This window comes from Mesorhizobium sp. M1396 (genome assembly GCF_040317725.1).
GTDB lineage: Bacteria > Pseudomonadota > Alphaproteobacteria > Rhizobiales > Rhizobiaceae > Mesorhizobium.
On record NZ_JAMYLA010000019.1, the window covers coordinates 91,305 to 109,686 of the forward strand.

Sequence of the window (18,382 nt, forward strand, 5' to 3'; positions counted from 1 at the left end):
CACCTGCGATTTCCTACGGATTATAGCGGAATGCGGACTTGCCGTGCGACCCCCAAAGTTGGTTATCCCGAGACATTTTATTGTCTTTGTATTCCATAGTGTTAGGTGGTGTTTATGCACAGGTTGTCCACATAAGTGTTCAGCATTCGTTCCGATCAGCCCAAGGCCGAGCGAGAGCCATTAAACAGGCCGCCGGTTTCTCTGAATTCAAAAGGATGACAGAAAAACAGCAGGGCGTGAGCCTCTTAGGAGAGGCTTTGCAAGTGTGGCCAAGCTAACTAAGCCGGGCCAAGTCCCTCAAAACTGATTTTTCCGAGTGTCAACAGAACACATGGTGAATCTGATTGATTTGGGCGCCGTAGTCAATAGTGGACACGAGCGGATTCACTACTATCCCAAGGTTGCCCAGGGTCACGCTTTCAAGCGGACGATTTGGGAATCCCCGTTATGGGGGACCAACGGAACGATAGCCGAGCGTGCCAGCTCTTCGAGGCCCGAGGTAATCCATTTCGAATAGTGGCGCTCGATCATCGCGGTACTTGTGTCATGGAGCGCGGCGACCAGTCTAATGGGTAGATTTGCCCGAATGCCTTTCACAATGCTGGAATGACGCAGAGCGTAGGGGATCACATCAGGCAGGCCGGCGCGATCCCGGATGGCTTGCCACGGTCGAGCCAGTTCGGCGGAAGACCGCCACGAGCCCCGACCGGCTCTTTGCCATTCAATCTTGCCGGGCGCCTGTTCATGACGCCAGCGCTCTAGCAGGACAGCATCAGGCGACCGTTTCGCCGTCACCGGCACCAACTCATCTACAACGTCTCGGCCAACAGGTACGGTAATCATCCCGCTCTTCGCGCCCCTGCCCTTTCGGCTGGTTGGCACCATCAGCCGGCTTTGCGATATCTGGCAATCAGCAACACTCATTCGCGCCACTTGAGACAGGCGCGCGCCGGTGGCCGCGAGCACTAGCACCAGCCTAAACAGGTCGCCTTCCCAACCTTGTTCGGCGTCGACTTCGCGAGCTGCTCGAAGAACCCGGCCGATGTCGGCGTCAGGCAAAATCTGGTTGTCTCGTGCGACCGCTGTACCCTCGTCGGCAACAGCGGCGCGGAACCCTTGCTTAATCGTGCCCGGAAGCGTGGCCGGCAGCTTGTCCCTGTTGGCGCCGTACGCGGCATTTAGAGCGGCTTTCAGGTCATTGATCAGGCGTTGCCGTGTCGTCGCCTTCATTGTCGCTGGCAAGCCTGCCCGCCAAGTCAGCAGATCACTTTCGCCCAACACATACAGATCCACATCGGCCAGTGGCGAAGGCGACGGAATCGTCTCCTGATCGCCGCGCTCGCCTTCTCCTAAGACATAGCGGCCGAGCCGTTGCCCGGCGTCGGACCGCTTGGCCCGGCCCGCCCGCCTGCTTTCCCGAGCATTACGGGTCCCAACGTAGACTTCAACAGCACCCTTCACCTTTAGGGCTGGTCCCTTCGCATCTGTCTCAGCCTGGAGCCGTTGCGCCTCGACATGCAAGCGTGCAGCCTTGCCCGCCGTTTCATAGGTCAGGCCACCCTTTGTTGATCCCTTATCGTCGGCGGTTCCAACCGGCGCCTGCTTATAGCCGGCACCGGAGCGCCACCGTACAAGCCAGACGCCACCGCGTTTTCCTTTGCGATAGCCGAGGTGGACTTCCGGGTCGATGCCCCGCCAGTGCACGCCGACACTGAGCGTAGCGCGCGCGTTTGGGGTCGTTATGGGAGATTCCTGAAGGGACTTCGACAAATGACTTTCCGCAAATCATCAAATATGCGTCAAATATACCGTCCCGTACGTTGGCGCACAACTGCGGCGCTTCAATGCTCAACACCTTTGTTTATACGGACTTCAGCGAACAAGCGCGAACAAGGGCAGCGCGTTGAATAGGCCCTTTCACGGCGGTAACAGGGGTTCGATTCCCCTTGGGCGTACCAGATTTTTTCTAGCAAATACAATGGTTTAGCTTCCCCAAACAAAGTGCGGCGGCGCTGGTGGGTTAAAAACCAGGTAATAAAGACTGAGCGAGGGGCGACCCCGCGCGAGCGGGACCGATTCGATTTCGATAAACTCAATAGTCGCTTGCGAGACGGCTCTCGTAGAGGCTTTTTGCATCCTTAGCCTCGACCAGCGCCTTGCGCACTTCCGCCCTGGTCAGGTCCAGCACGCGCAATCTTTCCCCGACCTTGGCAACTGACTCGATGCGGCGGTAGACCGATGCGTGCGTTTCGGCGTAGCGGGCGAGACCCTGAAGTTTTGGCACAGCATCGCCGAACTGAGTGCCGTGCGGGTCCACAATATCAGCCGCGATTGTGCCGTCCGATTGCATCGAGAAGAAAATGAAGTCAGGTCGGACAATCTTGATCTGGCCATTGTCGCCATAGGCTACGCCGAGAGAATCCTGGCTTGAGCGCGACGGGTTCCGATACCAGGCTTGGAGGCCGTCGCGCCGCATCTCGGCTTTCAGCACGTCGACTTCCCATGTGTTCATTTCTGCCGGGAATACACCGTGCTCGTCGCATAACATGTGGTGCCGATAGGTCGGTAGAGGAGCTTCGTTACCATTCGCTTCGCGCGCGGAGGTGGCCTCCATCCAGGAGTTCGGTTTGGCGAGATCGATGTCGGCTGGGTCTGTGCTCATCTCCCTGATCTGGCGATATGCGTCCTGACGCTCGTCAGACAAGCTCTTGATCGAAACGCGGTATTTATCGAGCCATGCCTTGGACAGCTTATCTGCCTCTGCATCGAGATACATCTTCACGTCAGGCACCAGTCCCAAAGCGGCGATGTCGGCGTGAGCCTCCATGAGGGCATCTTCACGGGAGTCCGCGTCCGTCGCCTTGTCTGCTAGGTATTCGGCGTAGGTCCGCGACAGGTCCGGACTCAGGACGCGAGACGCGCGGCGGTAGGCGTCTTCTATCACCGCATAGTCGGCATCCTCCCAGAAGTCATCGAAAGACTTCCCCTTGCCCTTCAGGTCGGCCGTTAGGGTCTTGCCCTCGACAGTGAGCACGCTTTTACGCGCAGTGGCGATCTCATCGGCATAACGGACGTGGCCGCCATCCAGGACCTTGTGCATTTCCGCGTGAGCTTTCTTGCCTGCGTCGGACAGCAATCCGTCCGCAGCGAGTTCCTGAGCGAGTGCGGTCAGTCGCTTCACCGGCCTTGCTGCCCGCTGGGGCAGCGACTGCGCTGGCAATGACAGAAACTTTTCCCATACCGCCTCTGGTACCGCCGGGTTCGGTGTCATCTCCTTGGGATTGATAAGCACCCTGCGGCCAGGCAGCGGTGCATCACCACCGTCGCCGCCACCGTTCATAAGCGCGTCCGCAACTGCCTCGACCGACTTGGCATCGAAGAATGGCAGTAGGCAGTCGACGGAATTGAGCCTGTCGTTGCCCGGAATGCGTCGAGCTAGTGGCGTTCGGACCATGCGCCCGAGCAACTGCGTAATGTGTGTGCGATCCTTGGCAGGGCGGAAAGAGACCATAACCTCGGCCCTCGGGCAGTCCCAGCCTGTGCTGATTGCGTCCTTTGCGATGAGCACGCGTATCCAGGTCGAGTCCTGTACGCGTTCGGGCGAGATATAGGGCACAGAGTGAGAGCCGAAGACATGGGTGCTGTGCTCGCCGAAAACGTGCGCGATCGCTTCGCTTGTCAGTTCCGGCCATTGCTGAAATATCGTTTCCAAAGCGCGGCCGATCTCGTTGGGGTCGGGGGTATTCGGTACCTGTAAGACCATGAGAGGTCTTACGATATCCGCGTCATCCTGCTGCTTTGCATACTCGGCCCAGGCAGCGCTCACCTCCTTAATTTTGTCGGTAGCGCGGCGCACAAGGACGGTATCGAACTGGCCCACCTCATCCGGAATGTCGAGAATGATCGTGTCCTTCAGCAGACCCGACTCCTGCACCTTGGCTGCGTCCACCACAACGTTTGGGAGGGTCCCTCGGCCTTGCGCTCCCGCCATGGCCGCGTTGAATTTCTCAACCGTTGCTGAGATGCCCCAGACGATTGGAATCGCGGACACTGAGCCAACTCCGTTGATGAGCCGCTTGACGATGGTGGACTTGTCGTCCTGCCCCCCGTTGGTCTGGGTTCCCATGCCCCGGTGCGCCTCATCAAGCACGAGGTAAAGCGTCAAAGAGGGGTCGTCGGTCGTATTCTGGATCGTGTCCCAGATCGTGTGAGAGCGCAGATCCGCACGCGTCTCTGGAAATAGGCCACCGCCCCGGACGCGCTCCTCCTCTGGATCGGGGCCACGCACGAGGAGGCTCTTCTTGCCCAACTTCTGGGTATTGAGAAAGTACACCTTGCCCGCCTCGAACTTCTCCCGGTTGAACGTGTTTTGCACGACCACAAGATCGGTGAACTCTAAACGGTCGGAAGCTTCGAGCAGTCGAAACCGCGTCTGCTCATTGAGAGCCGGATCGTCGCTGAACCAGATGACAACCGCACCAGAATCGGCCTCGAACTCAAAGTTGTCGTCGCCGTGGAACAGCGCCTCGAACGCAGCGGCTGCCATGACGGTCTTTCCGGCGCCCGTGGTCGCAGTCAGGGAAAAAGCATGTTTGTCGTGGTCCTCGTGCCAGCGCTTGCGAGCCTTGCGAAGATTCACGAGAACGTCACGGACAGCCTCGTCCTGATAGTCCTTCAGGGTGAATTTCATCAGTCACCCACCATTCGCGAAGCGGAAGTTGGAGAGGTAAGACTCATAGAGGCGAACGCACTCCACCGAGTCGGGTAATCGCCGTGCAACTGCTTGGAAGCGGCGGTCATCGTTGGTAACGATGTAGGCGAGCCGCAGGTCATCCACCTTTTCAGCGGCTTCGCAGAAGATCGCGGTCTGATCAAGATCGGTCAGCAGACCGTAGGTTTCGGCCATGTCCCAACCCGAAGGGGGGAGCACATCGATGCGCCGGCCTACACTGCCGGCGCGCATCCAAAGCAGCGGCGCGATACGTGCAAAGGCAATATTGTGGCTGACGGCCACAGGCGTCTCGTAGGTTAAGGTAAAGAACTCGGCGTTCTCTTCTAACCCATCGGCCATGGGAAATTCGTCAGTAAATTTGTAGTCGCCTTTGATCGGCTCGCCGCTCGGGGTCTTGCCCGTAATCGCCGCTTCGACGCGAGGCTTGGTGATGTAATCGCAGATGCCCCACTGCTCCCATTCGGGGTCACCGGGCCAGAGTCCTCGCTTGCGCAGGGCGGCTTGCTCGTCGGCGGCGACCTCGTTGTTGGTTACGGAGATGCACTGTCGGCGACCATTGTCCTGCCGGTTCAAACGCATGACTGCATGGGCCGTAGTGCCGGACCCGGAAAAGAAGTCGAGCACCGTGGCATCTGTCTTCTTGCGGAGGAAAAAACTAAGTATGTCCTCGACGGCGTAGAGGGACTTGGGGAACGGGAACTTACGCTGTGGCAGCAGAGTCCAGAGCAGTTTACTGCCGTACTCGCCCGCATTGTGCGAGGCCATCTTCCAAACGGTCTTTGGCTGAGTGACTTTTGTATCCTCGGGGTAACGAACGACCAATGTGCCGTCAGGCCTTCTGCCTATGGTCTCGATCTCTCCTGACTCTACCTTCTCCATGATCCCCGAGGAGAGGTAGGACAATGGGAATTTGCCTATCTCAGGATCGATTGTCCCAAGCCGAAGAGCACCCTTTGTGAGGAGCGCGCGCGCCGTATCCGGCCCAATGCCCCATCTACCTTCAACTCCGCTCGGGTGATTTGGTGGCCAGACCGCGACGGTCCTGTCGGGCACCTCTATAGATTCCCGCGTTTGGTCCCAGGACAGTGCCTTGCCGAAAGAATGGATTTGTGAACGCTCGCAGTCAATGAAGACTGGGTAGAAGGCTCCAGGACTGTCGGTGCGGATACCTTGCGCGCCACCTCGAATCAGGCTGGACCACTTGACTGTGCGACTGGCAGCCGAGTTCTTGCTCTCATCGAGCATGTCCCGCACCTCAGGGACAACACGGCCACCGAAATAGACGATGAGAAGATGCTCCTCGACTCTCGCAAAATCACCCCCCAAAGACGCACCTTTTGGATTGATAACAGTTGAGATCAACTGTATCCGAACGCCTTGGAAAACCTGTTCCAGCAGTAATTCTAAACGATGGACTTCATTTTCATCGATAGAGCAGATTAATACCGAAGCCGACGGGTGTAAGAGTTCCTTTGCGATCTCCAACCGCCTTTCCATAAAGGCAAGCCATTTGCTATGCCGATAAAGATCATCTTCGGCAACATAGTCGTTGTTGTATTTCCAATCGCGCGCCCCGCCGTTGTAAGGGGGGTCAATGTAGATTAAGTCGATCTTGCCCCGGTGCGTGTAGGTTAGTGCCTTCAAGGCATGATAATTCTCGCCATTGATAACAGTGTGAAACGGCTTTTCGCCGCCGCGCTCGACTTTCCCCGTACTGACCAAACCTGGGTGGATAAGATCCCGGAATTCGGCCACGACAACCAGATTCTCCACCGCGACCTCTAGGGTTGCCGGCTCGGCACCACCAAGTAGTTCCAGGCGTGCGACGCGAGAACCGTCGAGCTTGTCGATCTTCTTAACTAGCCACAGCCGTTGATCCCCCTTCGTGATCGATCCCCTCTTGGGCCTAACCCTCACTTTGTCTCCCTTGCGTACGGGGCGCTGAGGCAACTCGACAGCCTCGGGCCGGTGCCGCTCGAAGTTCAGCCCGAAGGCGCGACGTGAAGACAGTGCCTTGAACTCGCGTTCCAGGTCCGCTCCCATCTGGGGGTCCTTAGCCTTGGCCTGAGCAATAAGCTCCGTTAGACGAGACAAGTCAGCTCCTCATGGATGGTGGCACGGACACCCCTGTATCCAGGATTTCTGCAAACAGAGGGTTGTAATTGCGATGAGACAGAATGGTCATTCCTGCCGGATCTCACTGTGCTTTACAATCTCCAGCGAACTCGCTCCCCATCTATTGGTAGGTACGAATCGGGGGTGGATCCTCAAAAAGAGGTTTCTCGGCTCTGACGAGTTGACACGGGTCTGCTCGGCGTTATGACGAACCGGCCGCTGGGCGGGAACTCCGCATCGGCCGCCGTCGGCGCAAGTGCCCATTCCGGGCGTTTCGGCGGGACACGCTGAGTGCCAATTCAGGCCGCTATTCCACCCGGTACCGGCTCGCGAATGCCACGGACCTTATCGTCTCGGTCGATGCGAGTTTCCGTTCTGGCCAGAATCATCCGTTGGGCTGCCGCGATCCCCTTGCGCAGCACTTCAAGAGCCTCCTCAGCCTCCTTACGATGCTGGACCTGCTCGGGGTGCAGAGCCGATCTCGCACGATCTCTTATCACGTTGAGTCCTTCGTCCTTAAGCCCGGAGAGAAAGCCGGGGGCGTGCAGCACGGCCCCAACCACCCGCCCGTCGTCTAGATGATTCAACACGAAACCAGTGGGATTTTCCTGTGCTCGTACGTGGGCGCGAAGCTCCTGAGCAAGCGCAACTTCGGCTATGCCGGAGGGGGCCTTTGGGAGGTCGACCATCCCCGACTCGAATACCGCTACAGCCCTGCTAACCGCGCTCTCGGCCGAGCGGAGCGGCGCGAAGTCAGTGAGGTCTCCGACAGCACGGCGGCCGATTTCGGCGCGCTTCCGATAGATGCCCTCCGGACTGAGGTCACTGTCCTGCTCCACCCCGCGACAGTTCGCGTCAACGGCGGTGATCAGCGCGCGCACGGCGGCCACGGCTTCCTTTAGCTTCTCCCAGTGTATTGCAGTGCTTGGCCACCGGGTCGACGCCGGCGCAATACGAGCTTCGATCTCGATTTCAGTGATCTGTTTCGGCATTTGGAAATCCTCTCATTTGAAGCAAGATCAGCCGCCATGCTGATCTCGCTAACCCTGAAAAAACTCGGTCCCGGGTCACTGCATCAGCCCCCCGGCTTCATCTTCGCTCAGGTAGCGGCGCACCCATGCGCGCGGCCGCCGGTCGTCCGCCACTTCGCGCCAGGAGATGAGCCCGCTACCACCGTAACCGCCGATTGATCCGACCAATACAATCGCCTTGGCCGCTGAACTCGCCATCGTCAGGGCTCCCGCGACGGCGTTTGCTAGATCGTCGTGGCCGCCCGGGGGGTGATCAACGATGTCACGCCCGTTTCGGCTGGTCCGTCGCTCCAGCCCAACCAGTTGGCTCTCTAAACGAGTGACATCGAGGAGGTCCACGCGGTGCGAATTGATCGCAGGGACGAGTGCAAGGTAGAGATCGGAGCGGTTCCGGTCGGACAGTCGGTAGTCGACGCCGTAGCGACGAAACAATTCGCGCGGAAACTCGCCTCCGTAGCGGTCACCCGTGACGGAACGAATCCCATAGGAGCGGATAAGGGCTGCGAAGGTTGAGACGACAGCGTCAGGCGAGAATGGTGGTATCGCCTCCCGGACGGCATCCAGTACGGCGTCGTCGCCCTCGGCATGCGCAATGGCCAGCGTCATGCTGTCGGCGCTACCGCCCGACGGATCGACGAAAGCGACGTACCGTCCGCCCGGGACCGGCGGGCGCTCTCGAACGCCGGGGGAGACGCAGGCCGCAACGCACTCGCGAGTGACGAGCATCTCCATGTCGGTGCGGAACTCAGCCATGTATTCCGCGCGAGCGGACGCGGCGTCCCGCGTCATCGCCTCGTCAATGACCGAATGCGGCACCGAGGGATTCATCTCGCGCGTCGTGGCTCGCCAGACCAGCGGACCGGCCTCCTGCCCCCAGTGCAGACGGAATGCGTCCCACAGCGCACCGCGCCGGGCATAGGGACTGGACGCGCACAAGAGCATGGCGCCGGGGATAGTCGCCATGCCGGGGCGGATGGCATCGAGGATGGCATAGTCGGGCTCAGCGCTGTCGTCGGTTCGCCAGAAGGCAAGCTCGTCACACAGGACGGCGGCAAACGTGTAGCCGCGCGTGGAGCGATGAGAGGCCGTACCAACCTCGATCGTCACTGAGTTGTTCAGGTCGAAGGCCTCGGCCGTCTCGTTCTTCACCATCATGAACAGGATTGGGATGTTCGTCAGAAGGCCCCGCACGTAGCGCATGATTGTCCGGGCCTGCTTACGGTCGGCAGCTATGACAAGGATGGTGGCGCGCTCCCCAGGCTGAAGGTGGTGACGATACTGCCGGAAGCAGGCAAGGTAGACCGCGATCAGCGCCATCACGAAGCTCTTGCCGCCGCGCCGACCAACCACAAGCCAAGCCTCAGCCGACGGCTCAGTCGCCGGGTTCAAGCGCCCAGTGTGGTGCCGAAACAGAACCAACTGGTCGTCGTCCAACGGAAGGCCGAACAGCACTGCCAGATAGGTGAACCAGACACGCCAAGTCGCCGGGCGGCGGAACCATGGGCCGAAGAGATTGGGGTCGGCGCACGCCTGCAGGATGTTCATGCGACCGCCTCCTGGGCGACGGCATGCATGTACTCGTCGATCGTCGGGGTGATGTCGCGCGACCGCCGTTGAAGGTCGGTCATGTCGAGAAGACGGCGCAGTGTATTGGCTAGACGCGAGTACAAGCTGAGCGTGTCGAGGTCGGGTCCTGTGTCCCCGGCCAGTGCGAATACACGCTCCAGCCGCTCCATCTCGATGGTTATGGCAGCGGCGCGCCTGATGATGCTCTTCTCGGCCTCGCTGCAAGCGTCGACACCGCCAAGGTCGGAGACATGGAGTGCCATCACGTCGCGCATGCGGCGGACCCAGAAACTGCGGCCATCGACGCCCGGAAGCAGGTCCTTGCCGTTGGTGATGCGGGTCCGATGGGTAGCCGGATACACCGGCCTCACGCCCGATGCCCGGGGCTTCGTCACTTCGGCGCTCGCCTTCCAGACTGGAAGGCTATCAGGCCAGCCTTGTGACTGCTGACGAGTTGCCGCAGCGCTGCCCGAAGGTCCCCTACCTCGGCCGCAAACGCGCCGACGGTCATGCAGTCGCGATAGATACGGACGGCGCGAGGGCGCAAGACGCGGATGAGGTCGTCGGCGCCGACACCCGATGTCTTCATCGCTTGCCCTTCGGCCGGAGGAGAGCGAACGACCGACGACCTGAGCCCTTTGCCCGGTGCCACTCGGGGGCGAACGGAGGGGTAAATAGGCGCCATATTAACCTCCATATTAACTGACGGGGGCTAGTATAGCTTAAAATTAGGCTCTAAGTATTTGATTATCTTAGCTTTTACTGGCTAGCGCTGGCACTCGTTTCCGCCGCGTAGGGGCGGAGGTATCGGTCGCGCGAACGTGACAAGGTTCAGCGACGAGCGCGGTTATTCCACGCGAGAAATTTCTCCCCTTAAGGTCTGGACGCCTCCGCTTCTGGCGGATGGCATCAGCGATACAGCAGATGCCATCTATATAATTGACCATGGCCATCCATTGTGCTAGTAGATGGCATCGACCTTACGAAGAGGTCGACCTTACCGAGAGGTCATGAGAGCTATGAGTCTTAAAACAGAGTTTGGACAATCAACCACGAGGGTTGTGGCAAGTCTCGATACAGTGGTCGCCACAGGTCTGAAGCGACAGGCAGATGAGCAAGGGATCGATGTAAGCGAGCTCATACAGCAGATCCTGGAGAAGCACGTGATGGACAATGAACTTATCGCCGCGACGGACGCGATGCGCATGCAGTTGATGAAGAGCCTTGTCGACCGGGCGGTTGAAGCCGCAAAGCGCCTGTGTAGGAACGGCGAGTTCGGGCCCGACCTCACCGGACACACACTTGAGCTATGCATGTCCGACGAGAAGTGGGCATCGGACTATGAGAAGTACGTGAAAGACAGCCCGTACAAGCATGGCAACCCACTCAAAGGCCGAATCAACATCGAACTCGGTTGGGCCATTAAGAACGGGGTGGGTGCTACCGTCGCTAAGACTGTGGATGGAAAGACAAAGAAAGTGTACGTAACCGGCGCTATCATCCAAAGTTATACCGCCTTGGTGAACTTTGACGTGAAAATGGTGAGGACATAAAATGACTGCAAGCTACGAGGAAGATTTCCAGCCGGTTGAAGAAATCGAGAAATCTGGTCATCAGACAAAAGGAGTGGATGCTTTTTCGCTTTCTCTGTTACGCGCAGAGCGGCAGATGAGGAGACTATTCACCTATCTTGTATTCCAGTCGACGGCGTTTGAACGCAAGGATGTCAAACCTCTCCGCGATGCTCTCGGGGCGCAGGGGCGCATCTACTTCTATCACTTCGAGGCCGGCATCGGCGAATTGTCAGGCACCAGCATCGCCGCGTTGATCGGAGCCCAGCATCATGTGCTGCGGAATCGATTGAGCGACGCCATGGACGCCCGGAACAAGATTTTCCACGGGCAGCTAACCTCCGACCGCAATGACACGACAATGCTTCTCCAGCATGTCAGCCATATTCGCGACTGGTGCCGACAACTCGCTAACGGTGCGCAGAATACGTTTGGCTACGACGGATTTCAGCGACCCTCATCGTTCAAAAAGTCTCCGCTGGGCATTCAACTATCCGACAGAGTGACCGGGCTTATCGCCAACGTTCCCGCCTACGAGGCCTTTTTGGTTCAGCTCGCTCGTCAGCGGCCTTAGCCACGGCCGCGCCGGCTGATATGCCCGCCGGCGTCCAAAAATATCTGGAACACTAGCTCCAAAGAACGAGACAGAGTAGTGACTCCGGTGCCCGGCAACTGCAACTGAGCGGCTGTGATGCTTAATGGAGAATGCCCAATCTGTCGGGCCCCTGCCGATACCGGCGGCAGTTTTGACATGAGGCAGGTCGATTGCGAGCGCTGTGGTCAGTACGAGATCACTGGAACGGCGATCGAGATGATACACCCGCGCGTCACCAATCGGATGTTCCGAGCGCGGCTCAGCCATTCAGTAAGGCGCAGATGCGGCAATCCATGGCCCGTTATCGACTCATCGAACTTAGACATATGGGGCGGCGAGAAACTTCCGCCTACCCGCGTTCAGGTCGACCACCTTTTACTTTGGATAGCGGCCCAGTTGGACGACGACCGAATGGGCTTTGTAGACGTCGGCTGGCCTGAAAATTTGGCTGGCTTGATCGGCGCCGTCGATGGCGACGCCGTATCTCACGTTCTAGCCGAAGCATTGAAGGACGACCTCGTGCGGTTTCGTGCCAACGATTTCTACGGGCTGACTAGCTTGGGATGGGACGAAGTCGAGCAAGCGCTAGCTGATGCGGCAAACACGGAGCAACAGATGGCAGATACGAACAATAAGCGCATATTCGTTGGCCATGGCAGATCGGCCGTCTGGCGAGACCTCAAGGACTACCTCGTCGACAGGCTGGGCCTCGAGTGCGTAGAATTCAACAGCGAGGCGGTTGCCGGCCGCTCGACGACGGAACGTCTGAAGCAGATGCTCGACCAGGCCGGCTTCGCCTTTTTAGTGATGACTGGGGAGGATGAGACGAGCGACGGGAGTCTCACCGCACGTATGAACGTCGTACACGAACTAGGTCTTTTTCAGGGCCGCCTCGGCTTTGAGAGGGCGATCATTCTGATGGAGAAGAACTGCGCCGACTTCTCGAATATTCACGGGCTGACTTACATCCCGTTTCCCAAGGGGGATATTAACAGCGCCAAGGACGAGATACGTCGGGTACTGGAGCGAGAGGGACTGGTGCCGGGGGTAACTCGAAACAGGTGAGCGCGCTAGCGCCGAACCCGTGCAGCGCGCTGCGGCGCGTGCGGCGCGCTCCGGGGGTAACCCTTCCGCCGCCCGCGCTGCGCCGGCCTTGTGTGATGTCCCTACGGCCCCAGCAGCGGATGCCGGCTCGCCCACCTAACCCGGGGGGCGGCGGTCGGCCGGGGGCCTTCTGCGCATGGCCGCGAAAGCCGTGGCTATGCGCGAACGCCCGCGCGTATGATCGCGCGCGCGCGTAACGGCTTTAACGGCTTTAGGTCCTTTACACACGCTTACACCGGAACGCCGGCGAGGATTTGCGAAAAAGCAGAACCCGATTTCGGGATACTTTGCGCGGCTTTCAGCGCGACCATCAGATCGGCTCCCCCGGCAAGGCCGGAAGGTCCTCTCGCTTATGCGGCTCGATGCTCTCGAACAGGTCGATCCTGATCCATCGAACCTCGGTGGTCACCCCCTTCAGCTTCTTGGTCGTCTTGCCGTGGTCGACGCCTTCGCGGCCAATCCCCGCTAGAAGCCTGCCAAGGACCTGGCGCTTTGTACTCCTGAACGGGCCGGAATCCTTTCTTTCGAGGGACCGGTGAAAGTCTTCAAAGCGAAAGTAGATGCGCCTGTCATCGTCTACGTGGGCGGGTTTTCCCAGGATGAGGTCCTCGATTCTATCGCCGCGATGCCTGTGCAAGCAGAACTCGCGCAGCCCATCGCGGAACATGCCCTCGACGGTTTCGTCGGGGGAAATCTCCCGCTCCTCGGCAGCGGCGAGGGCAACTGCAATCTGATCGTTCCACGCGTCGGCCTTCATTTGGCGAAAGGACGTGCGGAGCTTGTCGGCGCATCGCACGTTGAAAGTCCAGTAGTGCATCGCCTCCTTTACCGGGAGCGTGACGGTGCCGTGCCCGGCCAGCGTAATCTCCCACAAGGTTTCCTCGCCGCCTCGCCAGATGACGATGCTTTCAACGACCGGATATCGATTGTCATCGTCGTCGGTGGGCGGCTCCTTCTTTCCGTCTTCGATGCCCCTCTTGATGTGGCCGCTGGCCTCACCATAGGGTAGAGGATCGACGCTGCCGGCGGTCGCCGATTGCAGAAGCCCGCTCCACACAGCGTCCTCGTCGATCCAACCCGCGCCGATCATCTTCCCCATGTCCTTGGCGCGTCCGTAGAGCAGCTTCGCTCGGCCACCCTCTCGCTTGCTGGCAAGCTCGGCCGAGTACCTTCCGAGATCGCGAGCTGCCCTCCCTGCTTTCCCTCCCCCGGTACTAGTGCGATCGGTGCGGCGGGTGGGCTTCGACAGACGACCGAGATCTTCGGCAGACATCCAGGATCGCTCAGCCGAGTACAGGAACTCCGCCAGCGACATGGCGAGGCCGCCCTTCTTCACGGCATAGCGGTCCGTCTGGTCGCCCCCGAAGTATGGCATGTTGAGCCAATTCCCCTCGCCGCTGGCCGGGGGGTAGACCTCCGTGTCAGCTGGCAAATCCAGCTGCACTGCCATCGCCCTCAAGGCCGCATTCACCGCTGCCTGAGATGACCATTCGCTCAGAAACAGAAATAGGTGCGCACCGCCCGACTTTGACCGGCACGCGACGAGCGGAAGCCGCTCCGCCTCGACCTTCGCGACGAGGTCGGCGTGATCCACTCCGTAGCTGTCGACGTCGACGACACCCCATCGGCACCTGCCGTCGTCGCCGACTGGCCTGACGCCAAGCGGAAGCTCGCCCGACAGATGCCGTCGCCATAGATTGATTGTCGGTGGACCCGATACGTCGCGTGGTCCCTGCCCTCTCTCGTCTTTCATCTCCAACTTGTCACCGACGAGGCGGAGTCGGGTCGGGTCGTAGGTGCCGTGGCGCGTTCGTTCACCGTCGAACAAGATGAGGAGTCGTTCCGCGCGATCTGGCTCCGGCTCGTCGGGCATCTTCTGAAGGACGCTCATTCTGTACCCCGCGGTCCCTCGTCGACGATCGGCAGTTCGTCCATGTCCAGTACGGACGCGGGATCGAGGCCGGCGGCCTGTATGACGGCGATGTCTTCGGCTTCGATTGCCCACAGTAGGCCGAGAGTTCGGCGATCGATGTGATCAATGGGGCAAGCGGGGTTCGCATTTACAATCGCGCGCACCTGGGTGCGCTTCACCGCCGCTTCCAGTCGCGCTCGGCGGAGTTGAGCGCAATCAGGTGTATCCAGAGGTCGCCGCCAAAGGCTCATGCTCTCCGGCGGAACGATCAGCCCTAGTGAGTCGAGTCGATAGACGTAGAAGGTTGGGCCATGTCCAACCCGTCGCCCGCGATGGGCGACCGACAGCCGTACTCCGCCCGGCACTCGCTCATTTGCCGCCATGCGCTCGAAGTCGGTTCCGTCTACTCTCAGCGCCCAGTGGGTGCGCTCCCTGCTTGCCCTGCTCATGACGACCTCACCGCCCGGCTGAGGCGAGGGCATAGATCGAACGTGCCTTCAGTTTCGCTCGCTGAACGGCGGCGGCGTCCTCTCTCTCGGCGTCGGCGATCCAGTCGCGTACGGCGTCGGCGCTGATGCGAACGACTGCCCCGACCATGCGAATTTCGCGTGGCGCGCGACCCTCGGCGCGCATCTTGTAGTAAGTCGGCGTTGAGATGCCGAACCTGCGACAGAACTCCGGAATGGAGAGTGCCGCCTCTAGCTCCTGACCCGATGTTTTATATACTGAATTCATAGGCTTAGGTCCTCTTGGTAACTAAGCCAATACTAGCCTGCGCAAGCCTATGGGACTATCGACCGGTTTTAGAAACGCAGAAAATTATGCACGAGGCCCGGTCATGACTCGCAACCTCATTTCTAGAAGCGGCCGACGGCGAGGATCCTTGAAAGTCTTAACCGCTTTCTGCACGTCGGCGATCTCTACGCCTTCGAGGAAAGCAGCGATTCGTGTCGCCATATGGATGCGCTTCTTCTCGGTCGTTCGCTGGCCAAACTCGATCCGAAGCACTTTCTCCACCAGACGCTTCTCATTGTAGATGTGCAGAGCGCGATGCGAGGCTAGTTTCGCACGGTTCGTAAAACCGCCGTGCTCTATAAGATCGGCAACTGCCGACATGAATCCGTCTGTCGCGTTACCTGTCCGCAGAATTTCCGCAACGTTCCTCCATCGCCCAAGCTCTTTGCCCTCGAAACCATGTGCGAGAGCATCTAGCTCCCCGACGTGCAGTAAGAACAACGTATCTTCGTCGAACTCCGCATCGGCTGCGTCGATCTCCTCCTTCAGCAGCGGAAGCTGCTCCTCGACCCAAAAAGCGAGAAGCTCGATGCCCATCTTATCGGTTGCCGCCGGCCATGCTGGCCTCTCGACCGTCATCGCCGTGCCTCCATCGATACCACATTGCCCGTCATCGCGACGCCGAAGCGCGGCCCGCTGGTGCGGATTGCTTCATCGCGATAGTCCTCCGTCAGGTGGCCGTAGTGCTTCTCGACCATGCGCGTATCCGTGTGGCCCAGGTTCTCGGCCACGATCATCAGCGGCATGCCGTTCATCACGGCCAGAGAGGCCCATGTATGGCGCAACTGATGGAAGCCAACAGCCGGCACGATCTGCGCAGTCGCGCAGGCGTCGCGCATGGGCCGCGCCTGATGCGACTTAGCCCACGCCGAGCCATCGGCGTGGGTGAACATCAGGGCGTCGGCCGGGCGGCCGGCCGCCAGCGTCCGGAAGTACGACGCTGCCTCGTCGGTCAGGCGCACGTCGCGCGGCTTGCCGCTCTTCGACTCCCGGACGACGATCCGCCCGCGCTGGAAGTCGCCAACCAGCAGTCGACAGAGTTCGCCGTAGCGGCACCCCGTCAGGAGCGCGCCGTGCGCGACGTCGCGGAAGCCGCTGGCGGCGTCGGCGGCGTTGATCAGGCGCTGGGCCTCGGCGACGGACAGGTGGCCAGGGCGAGCCACGTCTACCTTGTCGAAGGGCTTCAGCCGCCTCCACGCTAGGTCGTCGTTCACCCGGCCGTGCTCGAAGGCGCGGTTCAGTGCGGCCTTCAGCACCGTGACGGTCCGGTTGACGGTCGCGCGCCGTGCGCGGGCCTCCCCAGGCGTGGCCGGGGCCGCCCGGTAGCGCTGCTCTCTGCCCTTCCGGGTGCGCAGGCGGGCGGGCGAAGCGGCCAGTGCGTCCCGCCACTGCACCAGGCGAGTGGTGGTCAGCTCTGAGACCTTGAGACCGCCGAGCTCCGGGAGGATGAAGTTGCTGGCTCGCCGATCGGCGTCGCGGCCAGTTCGCCGCTCGGCCTTCAGGAACGCGATGTAGTCCTCGACAACGTCGCGCACCGTGGGGTGCCGGGGGGACGCGACGGCGCCTCCCCTCAACGCCGCCGCAGCCCAGTCGTGCGCTCGCCGCTGCACGTCAGCGTAGGACAGCACGGTCACGCCGTCGGCGTCCCGATAGTCATCGGCGAAGCCCAGCGTCTCCTTCTGGTAGGGGTTCTTGCCCTTCTCAACCGCCCCTAGGTAGCGTCGGACCAGCCACTTGCCCGGCGCGTCGGCGCGCCTCTTGCGGTATCCCAGATGAAGCTCGCCCGGCACCAGCGTTCGCCAATGCGGATCGTCCCCCTTGGGCAGTCGCGACCGCGCCGCCCTCGTCTCAAGTTTCGCGTCCCTGACAGTTCTCGCCACTTCCCTGATCTCCAGTATCCCCGGCCAACCGGGTTAAAAATCAGGTTAATATGCCAGGGCGCTCCCGCGCTAGCCCCTGCTACTCGCCGGCGCCGAAAAAATATTTACATCAGTGCTTTAGTTCGCTCTACCGGAGCTAGCGGGGGCTAACCGGGGTGCCGAAACGCGGCCCTTTCACGGCGGTAACAGGGGTTCGATTCCCCTTGGGCGTACCAGAGACTTCACCCGCATCTTGCGACATGCTTCGGCCGGCGGCTCGAGCGACAAGGACGGCGTTGCATGAAAGGCTATGCTGAAACGGGCGCCCGCCGGTTAAGGCGGCTCCCTTCAGCGCTTGAACTTGGCGTCTGTCAAAGCAAAGTCAAAAGCCAGTTATGATCCACGGATTCGAGTCGTATCCGAGGCGCGGCTCTGCCTTTGGGCCGCTGTCTTCCGATTTGGCGGTTCCGGTCACACTACAGTCCAGCTTTGGAACGGGCTTCTTGGTTGACGGGTTGGTAGAACACAAGGCGGCGGCGTCACTGACTGCCACCTTCTTTTCCTTGGCAACAGCGACACCCGTCGCAGCGAACACGATAGCCGCGCAAAATATAGCCACTCTCATTGGAACCCCCACAGTGCACACTCCGAGACATGCTCGGACATGACGTTGCGACAGCTTTATATTAGCATTAATGAATATATAAGCTAGCCCTGTGCCGTCGAAAGCCGGCCGGAGTGCCAAGCTTGCGTTACATGACCGCCCAAAGCCCGTACTGGGCAGATCTAGCCTAACTCCCGACCATCGGTACCGTAACGGTTGTCGCGTAGTTGATCGGGAAGTTGCTGAAGTAAGGGAAGTCGATGACGAAGGCATAGCTGGCGGTCAGATGCGCCATGCGGAAGCCACCGCTCGCCGGGTCGATAGCGATTGCGACGTTCACATCCTTCAAACCCAGGGCCTCCAATTTCTGCGTGGCGATCGACTGGATGTCGGCCTGGGTCAGCGTGTTCTTAAGCTGCAGCGAGCGTGATGATGTCTCCAACACATAGCGAACGCTGGACACGGAGTGCATCGACCAGCCGAAGGCGAAGATCCCGA

16 protein-coding genes are annotated in these 18,382 nt (G+C 60.1%); 3 read left to right on the plus strand and 13 right to left on the minus strand.

Annotated elements, in window-relative coordinates; genetic code table 11:
• Positions 1-411: 411 nt before the first annotated feature.
• From NKH02_RS15070 to NKH02_RS15100, 7 genes are all read right to left on the minus strand, one after another.
• The gene (locus NKH02_RS15070) at positions 412-1,770 is read right to left on the minus strand and encodes a tyrosine-type recombinase/integrase (protein WP_352879732.1); all 1,359 of its coding nucleotides are present in this window, start codon (positions 1,768-1,770) and stop codon (positions 412-414) included.
• Positions 1,771-2,092: 322 nt separating this feature from the next.
• On the minus strand, positions 2,093-4,690 hold the full coding sequence (locus NKH02_RS15075; RefSeq protein WP_352879734.1) for a DEAD/DEAH box helicase: 2,598 nt from the start codon (positions 4,688-4,690) through the stop codon (positions 2,093-2,095).
• A 3-nt stretch (positions 4,691-4,693) separates the two neighbouring features.
• The gene (locus NKH02_RS15080) at positions 4,694-6,826 is read right to left on the minus strand and encodes a site-specific DNA-methyltransferase (RefSeq protein WP_352879736.1); all 2,133 of its coding nucleotides are present in this window, start codon (positions 6,824-6,826) and stop codon (positions 4,694-4,696) included.
• Positions 6,827-7,146: 320 nt separating this feature from the next.
• Entirely contained in the window at positions 7,147-7,839 is a 693-nt protein-coding gene (locus NKH02_RS15085; protein ID WP_352879738.1) for a hypothetical protein, read from the minus strand.
• A gap of 75 nt (positions 7,840-7,914) precedes the next feature.
• The gene (locus tag NKH02_RS15090) at positions 7,915-9,423 is read right to left on the minus strand and encodes a terminase large subunit domain-containing protein (RefSeq protein WP_352879740.1); all 1,509 of its coding nucleotides are present in this window, start codon (positions 9,421-9,423) and stop codon (positions 7,915-7,917) included.
• On the minus strand, positions 9,420-9,839 hold the full coding sequence (locus tag NKH02_RS15095; protein WP_352879742.1) for a hypothetical protein: 420 nt from the start codon (positions 9,837-9,839) through the stop codon (positions 9,420-9,422). Before NKH02_RS15095 ends, NKH02_RS15090 begins: the two co-directional genes overlap by 4 nt.
• On the minus strand, positions 9,836-10,033 hold the full coding sequence (locus tag NKH02_RS15100) for a hypothetical protein (RefSeq protein ID WP_352879744.1): 198 nt from the start codon (positions 10,031-10,033) through the stop codon (positions 9,836-9,838). Before NKH02_RS15100 ends, NKH02_RS15095 begins: the two co-directional genes overlap by 4 nt.
• A 421-nt stretch (positions 10,034-10,454) precedes the next feature.
• Here NKH02_RS15100 and NKH02_RS15105 point away from each other — a divergent pair, with 421 nt between their 5' ends.
• The 3 genes from NKH02_RS15105 (at position 10,455) to NKH02_RS15115 (ending at position 12,675) form a co-directional block, all read left to right on the plus strand.
• Positions 10,455-10,997 (plus strand): hypothetical protein, encoded by a 543-nt coding sequence (locus NKH02_RS15105; RefSeq protein WP_352879746.1) that lies wholly within the window; start codon positions 10,455-10,457, stop codon positions 10,995-10,997.
• 1 nt (position 10,998) lies between these two features.
• Complete coding sequence (locus tag NKH02_RS15110) at positions 10,999-11,589, plus strand: hypothetical protein (RefSeq protein ID WP_352879748.1); 591 nt, start codon at positions 10,999-11,001, stop codon at positions 11,587-11,589.
• 177 nt (positions 11,590-11,766) lie between these two features.
• Positions 11,767-12,675, plus strand: a complete 909-nt coding sequence (locus tag NKH02_RS15115) for a TIR domain-containing protein (protein WP_352879750.1) — start codon at positions 11,767-11,769, stop codon at positions 12,673-12,675.
• A 349-nt stretch (positions 12,676-13,024) separates the two neighbouring features.
• On the opposite strand, the gene NKH02_RS15120 is transcribed toward NKH02_RS15115, so the two are convergent.
• The 6 genes from NKH02_RS15120 to NKH02_RS15145 all read right to left on the minus strand — a co-directional run.
• Entirely contained in the window at positions 13,025-14,605 is a 1,581-nt protein-coding gene (locus NKH02_RS15120; protein WP_352879752.1) for a hypothetical protein, read from the minus strand.
• Positions 14,602-14,805, minus strand: a complete 204-nt coding sequence (locus NKH02_RS15125) for a hypothetical protein (RefSeq protein WP_352879754.1) — start codon at positions 14,803-14,805, stop codon at positions 14,602-14,604. Before NKH02_RS15125 ends, NKH02_RS15120 begins: the two co-directional genes overlap by 4 nt.
• Before the next feature lie 277 nt (positions 14,806-15,082).
• On the minus strand, positions 15,083-15,361 hold the full coding sequence (locus tag NKH02_RS15130) for a helix-turn-helix transcriptional regulator (protein WP_352879756.1): 279 nt from the start codon (positions 15,359-15,361) through the stop codon (positions 15,083-15,085).
• Positions 15,362-15,445: 84 nt separating this feature from the next.
• Entirely contained in the window at positions 15,446-16,000 is a 555-nt protein-coding gene (locus tag NKH02_RS15135) for a hypothetical protein (protein ID WP_352879757.1), read from the minus strand.
• A complete protein-coding gene (locus NKH02_RS15140; RefSeq protein WP_352879758.1) occupies positions 15,997-17,211 on the minus strand; it encodes a tyrosine-type recombinase/integrase in 1,215 nt (404 codons plus the stop codon). Before NKH02_RS15140 ends, NKH02_RS15135 begins: the two co-directional genes overlap by 4 nt.
• 860 nt (positions 17,212-18,071) lie before the next feature.
• Positions 18,072-18,382 (minus strand): pilus assembly protein (locus NKH02_RS15145; protein WP_352879760.1); only part of this gene is annotated, 311 nt, incomplete at its 5' end.